The 14,794-nt window shown below is 59.9% G+C and carries 15 protein-coding genes; 5 read left to right on the forward strand and 10 right to left on the reverse strand.

The genetic code is table 11. The annotated features are described in order from the left end of the window. The first annotated feature begins 215 nt into the window (after positions 1-215). Positions 216-1,889 carry a gamma-glutamyltransferase gene (gene ggt / locus EA798_RS05695; protein ID WP_122098349.1) on the forward strand — a complete coding sequence of 558 codons (1,674 nt, stop codon included), beginning with the start codon at positions 216-218 and terminating at the stop codon, positions 1,887-1,889. Between the two features lie 128 nt (positions 1,890-2,017). On the opposite strand, the gene EA798_RS05700 is transcribed toward ggt, so the two are convergent. From EA798_RS05700 to EA798_RS05710, 3 genes are all read right to left on the reverse strand, one after another. After that, positions 2,018-2,410 (reverse strand): VOC family protein, encoded by a 393-nt coding sequence (locus EA798_RS05700; protein WP_042926531.1) that lies wholly within the window; start codon positions 2,408-2,410, stop codon positions 2,018-2,020. 340 nt (positions 2,411-2,750) lie between these two features. Next, positions 2,751-3,236 carry a hypothetical protein gene (locus EA798_RS05705; RefSeq protein ID WP_239060833.1) on the reverse strand — a complete coding sequence of 162 codons (486 nt, stop codon included), beginning with the start codon at positions 3,234-3,236 and terminating at the stop codon, positions 2,751-2,753. A gap of 345 nt (positions 3,237-3,581) precedes the next feature. Further along, positions 3,582-4,595, reverse strand: coding sequence for a helix-turn-helix transcriptional regulator (locus EA798_RS05710; RefSeq protein WP_122098666.1), 1,014 nt, complete (start codon positions 4,593-4,595; stop codon positions 3,582-3,584). Between the two features lie 141 nt (positions 4,596-4,736). On the opposite strand from EA798_RS05710, the gene EA798_RS20520 reads away from it, so the two are divergent. Further along, on the forward strand, positions 4,737-5,267 hold the full coding sequence (locus EA798_RS20520; RefSeq protein WP_147456777.1) for a hypothetical protein: 531 nt from the start codon (positions 4,737-4,739) through the stop codon (positions 5,265-5,267). After that, positions 5,257-5,919, forward strand: a complete 663-nt coding sequence (locus tag EA798_RS20525; protein ID WP_147456778.1) for a hypothetical protein — start codon at positions 5,257-5,259, stop codon at positions 5,917-5,919. Before EA798_RS20520 ends, EA798_RS20525 begins: the two co-directional genes overlap by 11 nt. Before the next feature lie 108 nt (positions 5,920-6,027). Here the strand turns inward: EA798_RS20525 and EA798_RS05720 are convergent, their stop codons facing one another. Further along, entirely contained in the window at positions 6,028-6,924 is an 897-nt protein-coding gene (locus EA798_RS05720) for a LysR family transcriptional regulator (RefSeq protein ID WP_122098350.1), read from the reverse strand. Between the two features lie 113 nt (positions 6,925-7,037). Between EA798_RS05720 and EA798_RS05725 the strand changes: the two genes are divergently transcribed. Further along, on the forward strand, positions 7,038-7,466 hold the full coding sequence (locus EA798_RS05725; RefSeq protein ID WP_122098351.1) for a VOC family protein: 429 nt from the start codon (positions 7,038-7,040) through the stop codon (positions 7,464-7,466). Continuing rightward, positions 7,463-8,050, forward strand: a complete 588-nt coding sequence (locus EA798_RS05730; protein WP_122098352.1) for a glutathione S-transferase family protein — start codon at positions 7,463-7,465, stop codon at positions 8,048-8,050. Before EA798_RS05725 ends, EA798_RS05730 begins: the two co-directional genes overlap by 4 nt. A gap of 60 nt (positions 8,051-8,110) precedes the next feature. Here EA798_RS05730 and EA798_RS05735 read toward each other — a convergent pair whose 3' ends face one another. The 6 genes from EA798_RS05735 to EA798_RS05760 all read right to left on the reverse strand — a co-directional run bounded on the left by EA798_RS05735 (position 8,111) and on the right by EA798_RS05760 (position 14,789). Continuing rightward, positions 8,111-9,379: a carbohydrate porin gene (locus EA798_RS05735; protein ID WP_122098353.1), complete on the reverse strand. Its 1,269-nt coding sequence runs from the start codon at positions 9,377-9,379 to the stop codon at positions 8,111-8,113. 164 nt (positions 9,380-9,543) lie between these two features. After that, positions 9,544-11,676 (reverse strand): PQQ-dependent dehydrogenase, methanol/ethanol family, encoded by a 2,133-nt coding sequence (locus EA798_RS05740; protein WP_122098354.1) that lies wholly within the window; start codon positions 11,674-11,676, stop codon positions 9,544-9,546. A gap of 383 nt (positions 11,677-12,059) precedes the next feature. Next, on the reverse strand, positions 12,060-12,827 hold the full coding sequence (locus tag EA798_RS05745; RefSeq protein ID WP_122098355.1) for a lipoate--protein ligase family protein: 768 nt from the start codon (positions 12,825-12,827) through the stop codon (positions 12,060-12,062). Further along, a complete protein-coding gene (locus EA798_RS05750; RefSeq protein ID WP_122098356.1) occupies positions 12,824-13,525 on the reverse strand; it encodes a 2-oxo acid dehydrogenase subunit E2 in 702 nt (233 codons plus the stop codon). The genes EA798_RS05745 and EA798_RS05750 overlap by 4 nt, the downstream gene beginning before the upstream one ends. A gap of 2 nt (positions 13,526-13,527) precedes the next feature. After that, entirely contained in the window at positions 13,528-13,761 is a 234-nt protein-coding gene (locus EA798_RS05755; RefSeq protein ID WP_023444395.1) for a lipoyl domain-containing protein, read from the reverse strand. A 5-nt stretch (positions 13,762-13,766) separates the two neighbouring features. Next, positions 13,767-14,789: an alpha-ketoacid dehydrogenase subunit beta gene (locus tag EA798_RS05760; RefSeq protein ID WP_122098357.1), complete on the reverse strand. Its 1,023-nt coding sequence runs from the start codon at positions 14,787-14,789 to the stop codon at positions 13,767-13,769. Between the last annotated feature and the right edge of the window lie 5 nt (positions 14,790-14,794).

Here is a 14,794-nt window from a genome sequence, read left to right on the forward strand (position 1 = left end):
GCGCTGCAGGGAGGTTGGCGACTTCCACCGCCCCGTAGCGCCGTCCTGCGCGGCGGGCCGCCAGGTGTCGCAGCTCCAGGCCGGACGCATCTGCCGCGCCGTTCGGCATCGCACGATCCGCTGCGCACCTACGCCTCGTCCCCATTGTCTATGTTGGTGATAACCGCCCCAGCCATCGCGGGGCGGCGGTGACCACAACAATAAGGATGAGCACGATGCGTTTGCTTCAGATCAGCAGATTGACCCTTGGCGTGGCGATCGTCGCCACGGGCCACATCGCCCACGGCGCGATTCTGGAAGGCGGGGCGGTCGCAGCTCCGGATGAGTACAGCGCCAAGGTGGCCGCTCAGGTGCTCAAGGCCGGCGGCAATGCGGTGGATGCCGCGGTGGCGACCGCCTTCACCCTGGCCGTCACCTACCCCGAGGCGGGCAATATCGGCGGCGGTGGCTTCATGACGCTGTACATCGAGGGCAAGCCGTACTTTCTGGATTACCGGGAAGTCGCGCCCAAGGCCGCCAGCAGGACCATGTACCTCGACGACAAGGGCGAGGTAGTCGAGAACCTGAGCCTGGTCGGCGCCAGGGCCTCCGGTGTACCCGGCACCGTGTTGGGCATGTGGGAGGCCCATCAGCGCTTCGGCAAGTTGCCCTGGAGCGAGCTCATCACCCCGGCGGTGGGCTATGCCCGTGCAGGCTTCACGGTGGCCGACCAGCAGTACCAGTACCGCGACGACGCCCTCGGCCTGTTCAAGGGTACGACCAATTTCGAGGATTACTTCGGCGCCATGAAGGCCGGTTCCACCTTCCGCCAGGCGGAGCTGGCCGAGACCCTGGAGCGCATCGCCGACAAGGGGCCGGATGATTTCTACAAAGGCCAGACCGCTGACCTGCTGGTGGCTCAGATGCAGCGTGACGACGGGCTGATCACCAAGGAGGACCTGGCCGCCTACCGCGTCAAATGGCGCGAGCCGATGCGTGTCGACTGGCAGGGCAACAGCCTCTACACCGCGCCGCTGCCAAGCTCCGGCGGCATCGCTCTGGCGCAGCTGATCGGCATGAAGGAGCAGCGCGCCGCCGACTTCAAGGGGGTCGAGCTGAATTCGGCGCGTTACATCCACTTGCTGGCGGAGATCGAGAAACGCGTCTTTGCCGACCGTGCCGACTACCTCGGCGACCCGGACTACTCCGACGTTCCGGTCACGAAGCTGACATCGCCTGATTACCTGAAGCAGCGCGCGGCCGAGATCAATCCAACGGCCATCTCCGAGACCGAGAAGGTGCGCCCGGGCCTCGAGCCAAGGCAGACGACTCACTTTTCCATCGTCGATGCCGACGGCAACGCGGCCAGCAACACCTACACCCTCAACCTGGATTACGGCAGCGGTGTGGTGGTCAAGGGCGCCGGCTTCCTGCTCAACAACGAAATGGACGACTTCAGTGCCAAGCCGGGCGTCGCCAATGCCTTCGGTGTAGTCGGTAGCGATGCCAATGCCATCGAGCCAGGCAAGCGCATGCTGTCCTCCATGAGCCCGAGCATCGTCACGCGTGACGGCAAGGTCAGCCTGGTGCTCGGTACACCGGGCGGTTCGCGCATCTTCACCTCGATCTTCCAGGTGCTGAACAACGTCTACGACTTCGACATGCCGCTGGAAAAAGCCGTGGCCGCGCAACGCGTGCACCATCAGCTGCTGCCGAAGGACACCATCTACTACGACGCCCATGCACCGCTGACCGGCAAGGTGGCCGACGAGCTGAAAGCCATGGGCTACACGCTGGAGGATCAGGGCTGGCTGATGGGTGATATCCAGGCGATACGCGTCGATGGCACGCGCCTGCAGACCGGCTCGGACCCGCGCGGGCGTGGCGTGGGGATGGTCGTCAAACCTTGATGGGCGAGGGGCGGCACGCGGAGAGAATCGCAGTCGACTCTTGAAACCTCATGCGCCGCAGCGCGCTGCGACGCATGACGTTCAGCTTCAACGCCGCACATGGCGTGCGGCGTTGAAAGAGGGGAGGGTTACTGCGGGCGGTAGATGGCGCACAGCTTGTTGCCGTCAGGGTCGCGCACATAGCTGAGGTGCATCGCGCCGAGGCTGGATTCGCGCAGTCCTGGCGGGTCCTCGCAGGTGGTGCCGCCATGGGCGACGCCGACATCGTGAAACGCCTTGACCTGCTCGGCCGAGTTGCATTTGAAACCAATCGTGCCGCCGTTGCCGACGGTCGCTTCCTCACCGTTGATGGGCTCGGTGACACCGAACAGGCTGCCGTCGTGGCGGTAGAACAGGCGCGTGTGCCCGGACGGCGCCACATTGCGCAGCGGCTCGCCTGCGCCGAGTACGCCGAGCACGGCATCGTAGAACCGCTTCGACCGTTCAATATCATTCGAACCGACCATTACATGGTTGAGCATGGGGGCCTCGCTAGGTGGTTGGAGTTGTGCGGCTATGGAGCAGGCACTCTAGCATTGGGTTCCGATGGTAGGGCAACCCTGCATACATTCGGATCGGCTCTACTCGAGGGTGGCTGGACTGAAGAGGGTGCTAAGGGGATGTGGAGAATTTGGCTGCGCTGAGACTGCTTACGTTACTAGAGAGATATTGTTGTAAGGCGCAGCTTCAGGCATTCACACGCGAGCAGCTCTAGACGCACTAGAGGTTATTCGTTGTCTTCGCCAGATTACACAAAAAAACTTATAGCTTTAATTTTTTTAATCCCCTGCAGGAGGTACGGGCAGGGGATCAAGAATAGAATCAAATAGCCCATATACGAATTAGGCAAAATCCCAAGTCAAGCTCATGGGGGAATTTTCCCTCTACCCATGCCTCCGTACGCAAGGCTCTTCCTATGTTTGTCTCCACCTCATTTTTTTCGATCACAAGAACAAAGAGCCGAGTGGGGCTCTGAATAGAGTGAAGACGATCAATGTCGGAGCGCACTGACCAATCTCCTTCTAGGCACTTGGCTTGTGAAAAGTCGCTGAGACATTTAACCTCAGCAACCATTGATATCGATCCGTCACCATGTTCTGCATATAAATCGGATTTGCGGTTGCCTCCAATGGGGAAATCCGTCCAGACCTCTAGTTTATCTTTGAACCATGCATGGAGGCTGATCTCGGCTTGAATCCAATGCTCTCGGCAGCTATTTAACTGAAGTACTTGCTCAAGTCGCTCCCCCATGCATTGAAAAGCATTATCAAAAACTTCAATCCATTCAGGCGTGGTCATTTTAGTCATTTTTTCGTGCTTGATTTATATAGATGCTTAGATGGTTAATTTAATGCTCAAGTATGTTCAATGCACCTATTCAGCCTTCTGCTGCATTAGGCAGGTGCATGTCACGACCCTACGCAGATACTTCGGAGCTAATGTAAATATGCTGGCCGCCACTTTTCCCTTACATCGCAGGGAAGCGCAGCCGCCGGATGAACATTTTTGAAGTGGCGCCGGCTAAAAGTCAGTTGCCATCAATACTGGTGGCTTAACGCTACCATAGAGGCGGGTAACTGCAAAGCAGCACGGCTGACACGACATGGGGAGCACTCCGGAGCTGCTCAGCTGCCTTAAGAAAGCCCATCGACGCTACTCGTCGTAAAGCTCCAAACCACGACGCAAACGCTGGAGCAGACGCTGCCTGAGAGTCTCAGGCGCTGTTACGGCAATCGATCCAGTGTGCGATAACAACCACCATTCCAGTTCCCAGCTGTCCGTCACAGTCGCACGTATCCTGCCTCCGTCCTCATCGGACATCGTTTGCATATCCTCGGAAAGAGGTGTCTCCCGAAGTAGCCCCAGGAGACCAGTATTCACCCATGCCTCAAGGGTTATGGTACGCCCGACGTTGTCGCCAAATTGCATCGCTCCGGACGTGGCGTATTCACGCAAATCGAACCCGTTGGAGGGCTCGCTAGGGATATCCAACAGTTCGGGATTGCTGATTCGGTGCAATGCAAACTGACGCACATCCGCATGAGGAGGCGCTGTCGCAATGAGATACGTAACGCTTCCTCGTTGAACCAAGCCCAACGGCGAAAGTGTCAGTGTGCTAACCAGATCTCGATGAGCGGAGTAATAGCGGCATCTGAATGCCTTCTCTTCGAGCAGCGCCTGCTGAACGAGCGCAAGCGAGGCGGCATCAATCTGAGGAGGCATCAGCGGGAGATGGGCCGGTACGCTCGCGACCTTGCTAGGCCAATCCGCAACTGGCGATATTCGGGCTAGTGCCTTTAGCTTTTTGTTTGCCTGCTCGAAATGCGGCTGCAGCGCAGTAAGCATGGCGGTGGGCATCAGTGGGCGAAGCATTTCCTGCACAAGTTGCAAGGTCAGCGCCTCATAAACACTGACACCTGGCAGTTGCAGGCTCGTTGGTGGTGACCAGCTAAAACCATATGGCTTGCTCTTGTCGTTGATGCGCAAGGGAAAGACGCTCGACAAGTCCACCAGGTCGCGCTCAACCGTGCGTTTGGTGGTCGGAAAACCCATCTCGGCCAGACGGCGTTGGAGCGAGCTCGCAGTTGCTCCACTGCCCTTGATCGGTAGTAGCTTCAGCAGCTCCCACTGGCGGCTGAGAGTATCCCTGCTCTTATTGGACGGCACGATAGCGACCCTTGCATCTAGGTGTGAGATTGGCTTGGCGTGATTGTGCATCAAGCTGCGACGAAATGTGTCGCGTGGAGGTGCGACGCATGTTGTCGTGGCGGTGGTGAAAAATGACGGAAAGCAGAGGAGCACTTCATCATGCGCCGCAACCTTCCAGCCTTCTCTCACGCACAAACTGAACGTCTCATTGCCCTAAATAGGCAACTCACGAAATTGGAATATTGGTGCCTTCAGCGTGCTAAAAAGCTTGTCGAAGACTTCCGAAACAGACCTGTACCCTCTGACTGGGCTGCAGGGGAAGACTTCGAGCTTGAAAGCAAAATCGGCTACTACCGTTCTGAGTCCTCGGAACAAGGGCAAGAAGAACTGATACTTCAAGCTGACTATATCTTTATGCCGCCGCTCAAATGGTACTATCTCAACCCGACGCCAGAGCATGCGTTAGAGATGTTCGCGCTATTCCATTACAACTGGAGCGATGGGGTAGAAGACATCCCTCGTCTCAATAAAGAGCGAATCTGTTGGTCATTTCACGACCTGCACGATCATCATGGACTTGATTGGTATCAGGTACTGGATATAGATCGAGTTTGGCTAGACGTGCATGCCATTCATCAGGTAAAAATTAAATCTCCACACGCTGGGAAAGGCAGCGCCGATGCTTTATGAGCTACCTGCCAAACACCATTATTTGACACTGGATGCGTTATTTTCCTTCTCCTTAACGGGCAGCTCGGAGAAGCTTTACAGTTATACAGATGATGAGGGTTTGGTTCCCGGAATTAACGACACCGAAAGCTTCGTTCGGATAATTTTCCTAATAAACTCATGCCAAAGCAATGTGTCGGAATTGTCTAGTATAAAAGCGAACTACATTTTTTATTTAGACGCAGAACCTGTCGAGCGGCCAGTCGTCCCTCATCATTTTCAATTGGTCTTCTCGCCGACAATAGAAGAGCCAATCTTTACGGCCTGGGCAGCGGCAGTGATGCGCTACCTCTGCGCGTGCTTCTTTGCACCATCCATTCCTGCTTTTGACAACCACGACATCTCATCTGTACTACTGGGGACAAAGAGTTCTTTACTGAGCTTCAACTTGGTGCGCGGAGAATGCGTCGAGCAAATGCGGAGACCGTTGAGCAACATACCGCAAAGCAATCATCTGCTCGCAGTACTATTCACCCCGCCATATTGGTCTGCATCCAATGAGTATTTCTCACTGCTAAATGAATCAATACCATCACTGGATGGAGGGCTAGTGAAAGGTGGGTGTGCCTTTCATCCCTATAAAGAACAGGTCCTTATGATTCTCGGTGATTAATCAAAAACTAATATTCAAAGGCGATGCCTGCGGGCGATTAGCGAGTCAGTCCAGTTTTTCCGGGGCACTCAATGACCTCTAGTGGCCGAAAGCAGCCAGCCTCGATTCCTAACCCAACCCCGGCAAACCCCTCTCCAACCTCGGACAAACCCACTCCACAAAAGCCCGTACCCTTGGCGATAGCTGCAAGGCGTGCGGGTAGACCAGTTGGATCGGCAGGTCCTTCGGTTCGTAATCCCTGAGCACCCTTACCAGGCGACCATCAGCCAGTTCATCGGCGACCTGATAGTGCATCAGCCGCGTGATGCCCAGGCCTTGTACGCAGGCCAGGCTGGCGGTGCGGATCTGGTTGCAGGTCAGGCGTGGGGTGATTTCTTCGGCCTGTTCCTTTTCGCCGTGGCGGTAGTACCAGTGGCGGCCCTGGGCGGCGAAGAGGATGCAGGCGTGGTCCTCCAGTGCCGCCGGGATGTCGATGGCGGGGGCGGTGCTCAGGTAGTCGGGGCTGGCGCAGGTGACCAGCCGGGTGCTGCCGATTTGTCGGGCGACCATTGCCGAGTCGGGGAGGTGGCCGATGCGCAGGGCGAGGTCGAGGCGTTCGTCGAGCAGCGGGACGATCTGGTCGCTCAGGTTCAGCTCGACTCTGATATCCGCATGCTTCTTGAGAAATTCGTTCACCAGCGGCGCAACGTAACGCTGGCCGAACTCCACCGGCGCGGTGATGCGCAGCAGGCCGCGGACGGCGCCGTCGCTGGCTTCCAGGCGCTGCTCCATGTCGGCGAAGTCCGCCAGCATGCGCCTGCTCCAGGCCAGGTATTCCGCGCCCTCGTCGGTCAGTGCCATGCGCCGGGTGCTGCGGTTCAGCAGGCGCACGCCGAGGTGGCGTTCCAGCGCGGCCAGCGAGCGCACCACCGATGCCACGGATTGCCCGGTGGCATCGGCGGCCGAGCTCAGGCTGCCGTTGTCGACGATGCGAACGAAGTTGGCCATTGCCTTGAGCTTGTCCATTGCCACCCCGGGATTTGTGCGATTGCTGCATAGATGTTGTCAGGCCGGCGGCATAGGTGAAACCCGCAGGGCGGCTGACACTTCAGGGACTGAGGTCTTTTGGAGTTTCGCACATGCATCAATCAGCCAGTCCCGCCCGCATTCTCGCCTATGACCACATCGGTATTCGTGTCAGCGACAGGCCGCGGGCGATGGCCTTCTACCAGGCGCTTGGCTTCGTCGAGAGCGCGAGCTTTCCGCTGTTCGAAGCGAACGAAATGCTCAGCCCGGACGGCGTGCGCATCAACCTGATCTTCAACGGCGCACGTGCGCCTGATGCGCACAACGTGCTGCTGGATGCGCCGGTCAAGCGACCCGGCATGACCCATCCGGCCTTTATCATCGATGACCTCGCGGCGCTCCAGCATTGGCTCGAAGCGCGGGGCATCGTCATCACCGAGGGGCCGCATCCCATCGGCCCACGGCGGATCGCGCTGTTTATCCGCGACCCGGACGGCAACGTGCTCGAATTCAATCAGCTCATCAGAGGAGGTGCGCAATGAAACTGTATGACCTGGGACCATCCGGCAACTGCTACAAGGTGCGGCTGTTCGCTGCGCTGGCAAACATCGAACTTGAACGGGTGGCCGTGGATTTCGCCAATGGTGCGCACAAGAAGCCGCCGCTGTCCGAGCTGAACCCGCTGGGGCAGTTGCCGATTCTGGACGATGGCGGGCATATCGTCCGCGATTCGCAGGCCATTCTGGTCTACCTCGCCGGCGCTTACGGCGGCCTGGCGTGGTGGCCGGACAATCCGCGCGGGCAGGCGGAGATCGTGCAATGGCTGTCCTTCACCGCCAACGAGATCCAGCAGAGCCTGAATGCGGCGCGGCTGGTGCAGAAGTTCGGCTATCCGCTGGACAAGGCCGCGGCGCTGGCCAAGGCACCGGCGGTGCTCAAGCTGCTGGACGATCATCTGCAGCGCCACGACTGGCTGGCGATCGACCGGCCGACCATCGCCGATTGCGCGGTTTACCCCTACGTGGTGCTGGCGCCGGAAGGGGATGTGGATCTCACGCCGTACAGTCACGTCGCCCGCTGGATGGAGCGGCTGGAGGCGTTGCCGGGGTATCTGCCCAAGCCATAGCGTGCAGACGCCCACTGTCGACAGGCGACCCGGTAAGCCGGGCCGCCCCTTGTCGCGTTATCAGAAGCTGACCACCGTCTTCAGCCCTACGACCACCACGTCCTCCGCATCGTCGAAGCCGCCGGGCCGGTGGAAGTACTGGATGTTCGGCGTCAGCGAGATGGCCGGCGTCAGGGCGACGCGGTAGTAGAGTTCGGCAGGGTATTCCACGTCCGGCACCGGTTCGCCCTGTTCGCGCAGGTGCTTGCGGGCGTCGTCGTTGATTTCCAGGCGGCCAAGGCCCAGGCCGAGCTCGTCATGCGGGCGCGAGGTGAAGGGTGCTGAAAGGATGCCGCCAACCTGCCAGATGCGCTCGATATAGGTCACGTCCGGGTCGGACTGGATGAAGTTGGCAAACAGTTTCAAGCGTCGCTCGGCCACCGCGCTGCTCTGCCAGATCTGTTGTTCGGCCATCAGATAGCCGCCGGTGGCCTTGTCGTGTTCGGCGGCTGGCGCCCCGGAAAGCGCCATCGGCCGGCCGGCAGCGTCACGGTAGATGTCTTCGAAGTCGCCGGTATTGCGCCAGAGGCCCAGACGATAGGCGCCGGGTTGACCGGCGAAGGTCGGCGTCCAACCCAGTTCGGCAACCGCGTGGTAGCCGGTGGTGCCCGACGGGCTGCCGAAATTCAGGCCCTGCTCGCGCTCGGTGAAACGCGGGTTGACCTGATAAAGCGCGGTCTGCAGCGACCACTCTGCGTCCAGCTGGTAACGCGCGGTGGCGCCCCACTGGCTGATCGGCCAGGTGAACCAGTTCGGCGTGACATAGCCCGGCACCGTGCCGCAGAAGCCGAGGTTCTGGAACGGGCAGGCGAAGGGGTAGATCTCGCCGCTCATGGGCAAACGGCCGAGCTTGATCAGCAGGCGGTCGTCCAGCAGCGCCTGCTGGTAATAGAACTGCACCAGCCGGGTGACGCTGCCGTAGCCGTGGATTTCCTGGGGCTGCAGCAGGACGCCGAGGTCGGCCTCGGCGTTGAGGTTCTCGCCGTTGCGGTTGACCACGCTGAAGCGGAATCCGGCGCCGGACCAGCCGAGCAGTTTCTCCAGGTCCAGCGCGGCGTCGAACATCAGCTGATCGGAGTAGGTGCCGGTGTGGTCATTGCCGCCCTGGGTGTTCCAGGCCAACTCGTTGACGTAGGTGATCTGCAGGTCGACGCCGGCCTCATGCAGACGGGTGCGACTGCCGTTCCAGTCGCCGAAGAGGAACTGATCGGGTGAATACTCGGCCGCTTGGGCAGAAGTGAACAGGCAGGCGGCGAGAACGCCGCTGCCGAAGCGCAGGCTTGTTGTCATTGTTCTGATCCTTCGGATGTACCGGTGCGGGGTGCAGCGAATACCGTTAGCCACAATGTCTGTGGGCATTCCCGGTATTCGCGTGCGTTTCTGCTCAGTGGTAACGCCTGACTATGTAGGCGTTACCGGTTCAAGTGTTTGGTTGGCGATCGACAGTTGCAGGCCTAATGTCCGCCACCAGACTTCACACCGTCGCGTGCTTGCCTGCGGACGAAGTGACGAATGCTTTCCAGCTCTGCATCGGTCAGATCCGGGAACTTGGGCATGCCGTTGGCAAGTAACGCGCCACCGCGCACAACACTCTCGAACGCCTTTTCACTGCCTGTGAGCAATATCGGCGACTCCCGCAGATCGGGTGCTTTCATACCCGCAACAGCTCCGGCGCCATGACAGCCAACACAGAGGTTCTCCGCAAAGACACCCGCGCCGGCCTCTGCCTTTTTGGCGTCGACCTCGAACTTCTCATCAATGATTGGCTTGGCAAGTTGCGGTGCAGGCTGTTCAGGAACAACCGCTTTTCCATCTAGCGAAAAGGTCATGATGCGGCGTTCATGCACACCATATTTCCAGCCATGGCTTTCAAATCCCAGTTCACCCGAGCCGCCGAAGTTGGAGGCCAATGCACCACCAGGGCCCACCAGCAGGGAAACCATTTGCTTGCCATCCAACTTGTAAGTGATCGGTGGCGCAGAGATACCGAGGCCCACGTCATAGGACCAAAGAACGTCTCCGGTGCGGGCATCGTAGGCTTTCAACATGCCATCAGGCTGGCCCTGGAAAACCAGGTTGCCGGCTGTGGTCAAGGTTCCGCCACCCCATGGGCTCTTCTGGTTTACCTGCCACACGCGCTTGTTCTTGACCGGGTCCCATGCCTGTAGGGAGCCGCGTGACTCATGTGGGTCTTTGGTCAATTCCCAACCGGTCAGTCCCAGATAGAGTTTGTGACTCGCCATCTTGTGGCCAGGCTTTGTTTCCTTGCCATCGTCCTTGAAGGTGTTGCCCAGATGGTTGGTGGGGATAAAGGCAAGATTCAACTCGGGGTTATAAGACATCGCATGCCACGAGTGAGCACCGAATGCCGACGGATAGATATTCTTCTCGCCATCGGGATATCTGGCGTCTTCCGCAACAATATGGCGCTGTTCTTTCAGGTCGTATTTGGTTGACCAGTTGGCGTCTGCGAATTTCTCCGCGGACAGTACCTTCCCGTTCGAGCGGTCGATCGTATAGAAGAAGCCGTTCTTCGGCGCATGCAGTACCGCATCAACATCCTTGCCATCGATTTTCAGATCGGCCAGCACGATGTCCATGTTCGAGTTGTAGTCCCAGGTGTCGCCTGGTGCAGTCTGGACGTGCCATTTGTATTCGCCCGTATCCGCATCTACAGCCACGACCGAACACAGGAACAGGTTGTCGCCGCCGTCCGGGCTACGCACCTTGATATTCCATGGCCCACCGTTGCCTGTACCGAAGATGAGCTGGTTGTATTTCTCGTCGTACGTCCAGCCATGCCAGGCATTGCCGCCGCCGCCGTTTTCCCACCACCGGCCAGTCCAGGTTTTGGCCGCCATTTCCTGAGCGGCATCCTCGAATCCATCGGCAGGGTTGCCAGGGACGATATAGAAACGCCAGACCTGCTTACCCGTTTCGGCATCATAAGCGGTCACATAACCGCGCATCGGACCGAGTTCTGTCCCGCCATTACCTACGAATACTTTGCCGTCGAAGGCCTTGGGATGGCCTGTGATATTCAACGGCTGGTCGTGATCGAAGGTCCGGGTCTGCCAGACTTCCTTGCCGTCTTTTCGGGTGATCGCAATCAGGCGGCCGTCCCAGGTGGTGATGAATAGCTTGTCGCCATAGGTTGAAAGGCCGCGGTTATGCTTCCAGAAGACCTTCTTCATGTTGTTGTCGATGATCTCTTTGGAAACTTGCGGATCATATTCCCAGAGCATCTTGCCCGTGCGTGCATCGAACGCACGTGTTCTGTTCATTTCGCCAACGTAATACATGACGCCATCGACAACCAAAGGCGTTCCGACGATATCGGAGCGATCCGGCAGTGGGGCGTACCATTCAGGCTTGAGCCCGCTGACGTTTTCTACATTGATGTCTTTAAGCGGGCTGAATCGCTGTTCGGAGTGTGTTCGCCCGTAAGCCAGCCAATCAGTGGTGTTGGATTCATCAGATAATTCCTTGTCGGTAATGACTCTGTCTGATGCGTGCAGTGACGTCATCGCAAGAAGCGAGGCCGCCATGATTATCTGTACCCTTAAATTCGACTGTTTAAATTTCATTTTTATTATTTCCTTGTTTAGGGTTGTTTCTCGCTTCAGGCATCCCTCAAACGAGCATTCGCGGATAAAGCTCTGCTGATAGTTATTTATTTGTAAAAACGACTTCCTGTGTTGCGCTCTGTAATAGCGGGCAACATGACGTGCGCGTATATCGCTGCCTTTCGGGATTGTTATTTAAACGGCAATAACTACAGGTCCGGTTTAGTTGCGCTTTTGTTGTCAGCGTTAGTGGCGGTTGTACCCCGGCGGTAACGCTCCGCAGAGAGTTGCCGTACATCGCGCTGGCTGGGTGGTGCCGCCTTGGCGCAGGGAAGGTGTGGGATGCCTCATGGTGTTTCCTCCGATGCATGGCCGGGCCGGATGGCCTGCCGTGTTGTTGTTATTCAAAGCAAGGGGGAGTGCCGTCCGGCGGCGAGGCCTTCGGGCGGATAAGTGCTGGCGCGGGCGCCGAGTTCCAGACCCTGCCAGGCGAGAACACGCTGGTAACACTCGGGCAGGGATGTGGCGGTTGCCCAGGCATCGGCCAGTCGCTCGGCGAGCGCCAGATGGCTCCCGGCCTGGCAGCGCAGGTCGCTGGCGCAGGCGTGGTAGAAGCGGTTCACCACGTCGGCCATGGGTTCGCGCCAGTCTTCGATCAGCAGCGCGGCATGAGCCAGCACCACGGGGCGTCCATCGCGGCTGCGCCGCCAGCGTTGGGCGGTGCCGGCCAGCTTGCGGCCCTCCAGGGTGAGGTTGAAGCGGCCGTCGCAAAATGCACCCGGCACCGCGCCTACGCCGGCCTTGAGGCCGTTCTCCGCCAGCCACAGCGCCAGGGGTTCGAGCAACCGTTCATAGGCGATGTCGATGCGCTTGCCGACCTCGTCGCCGGCCGGCAGGGCGCAGGCCAGGGCGATGTTGAGCACCGCCGATGATTGCGGCACCGGCTCGCCGCCGGTATCGCGCAGCAAAATCGGCCAGCCCTGCGCCGCGCAGCGTTGGCTGGCCAGGGCGAAGCCGGGCCGGCGCTCGAAGCTGCCGGGCATCACCAGCGCCTGACCGGTGGGGCGCCAGAGCAGCAGCTGGCAGTCGAACAACCCGTCGCAGACGCGCTGTAGCAGGGCCCGCTCGGCATTCAGGCCGGCGCCCACGCTGAACCGGGCGATGCCGTTCATGCCGCGTATTCCTCGATGCGCCGGCAGAGATCATCGAGAAACTCGGCCGCGGGCGAGCCGTTGACAGCGCGATGGTCGAAGGTCAGCGACAGGCCCATCCACTCGACTTCCACCAGTTCGCCGCTCGGCCCGAGTTCCAGCCGCCGCTGAATGCCGCCGACCCCCAGGATCGCCACCTGCGGCGGATTGAGGATCGGGGTGAAGTGGTGCACCCGCGACAGCCCTAGGTTGGAGACGGTGAAGGTGGCGCCGGTCAGCTCCTTGACCGACAGCTTGCCGGCCAGGGCCTTGTCCACCAACGCCTTGCGCGCCAGGCACAGGCTTTCGCCGTCCAGCTGTTCGGCGTCGAACAGCGCCGGGGCGACCAGCAGGTCGCCCGGCAGTGGGATGGCGAGGCCCAGATGCACCGCCGCATGCTGGTGGATCACCTCGTCCTCCAGCGTGGCATTGAGTCCGGGATGGGCCTTGAGCGTCTCGATCACCTTGAGCAGCAACAGGTCCTGCACGGACACCGCGCTGCCCTCGGCCTTCAGCTCGGCGCGGCGGGTTTTCAGCGCATCCAGCCGGCATTCGCTGTGGTGAGTGAGCTGCGCGGTGGTCTGCAGGCTTTCGTGCATTTTCGCCGCGATCATCTTGCGCATGCCCTTGAGCGGCACCCGTTCGGGCGCGCGCTCGGGCAGGATTTCCAGTCGAGTCATGGCTATTCCACCTGGCCGATGACCGCACCCTTGGCGATCACCGCGTCTTCTTCCTCGATGATCTTCAGCACGCCGGCAGCCGGCGCTTCGATCTCGAACTGGGCCTTTTCCGACATGACCTCGGCGACCAAGTCACCGGCGGCCACTTCGGCGCCGTCGCTGACCAGCCAGGAGGTGATCACCGCTTCGGCGTCGCCTTCCCAGAGGTCGTCTGCAATCACGATGGGGGTACTCATAAACATCATTCCTTATGCATGGCGTGGTAGGCGGCCACGATCTTGTCGGCGTTGGGCAGGGCCCATTGCTCCATGACCGGGGTGAAGGGGATGGGGATATCGGGGAAGGCCACCCGCTGCGGGCGCGCCTTGAGCATGCCGATGTCGTGCTCGACGACGCTGGCGATGATTTCGCCGCTGACGCCGAAGCTGTGGTAGTCCTCGTCGATGACGATCAGCCGGCCGGTCTTGCGTACCGAGGCGATGACATGTTCGCGGTCCAGCGGCACCAGGCTGCGCAGGTCAATGACCTCGGCGCTGACACCGTCCTTTTCCAGCTGCGCGGCGGCGCGCAGGGCGTGGTGCACACCGGCGCCGAGGCTGACCAGGCTGACGTCGCGGCCTTCGCGCACGGTCTTCGCCTTGCCGATCTCGACGATATAGGGCTCTTCCGGCACCGGCACCGTGGCGCCTTTCTCGGTGCCCAGCCAGCCCATGCCCTGCAGTGACTTGTGGAAGAGGTACACCACCGGGTTGTCATCGCGAATCGCCGCGGTCATCAGGCCTTTGGCGTCGTAGGCGTTGCTCGGCACCACGACCTTCATGCCCGGCAGGTGGGCGAAGGTGCCGTAGAGGCACTGCGAGTGCTGGGCGGCGTCCGAGTAGCCGGCGCCGGTGGAGGCCATCAGCACCATCGGCACCGGTATCTTGCCGCCGGAGAAGTAGGTGTTCTTCGCCATCAGGTTGTAGATGGCGTCCATGCAGACGCCGAAGAAGTCGACGAACATCAGCTCGACGATCGGCCGCATGCCGTCCGAGGCGGCGCCCACGGCGGCACCGATAAAGGCGGTTTCGGAGATCGGCGTATCGCGGATGCGCGTCTTGCCGAACTCGTCATACAGCCCACGGGTGTTGCCGAATACGCCGCCGAGCTGGCCGATGTCCTCGCCCATCACGAACACCTTCGGGTCCAGGCGCATCTCCTGGGCCACGGCTTCGGCCATGGCACGGGCGACGGTGAGTTTTCTTTCCTTTACTGCTGTGGTCATGGGGT

It is taken from the genome of Pseudomonas songnenensis (genome assembly GCF_003696315.1).
GTDB classification, from domain to species: domain Bacteria; phylum Pseudomonadota; class Gammaproteobacteria; order Pseudomonadales; family Pseudomonadaceae; genus Stutzerimonas; species Stutzerimonas songnenensis.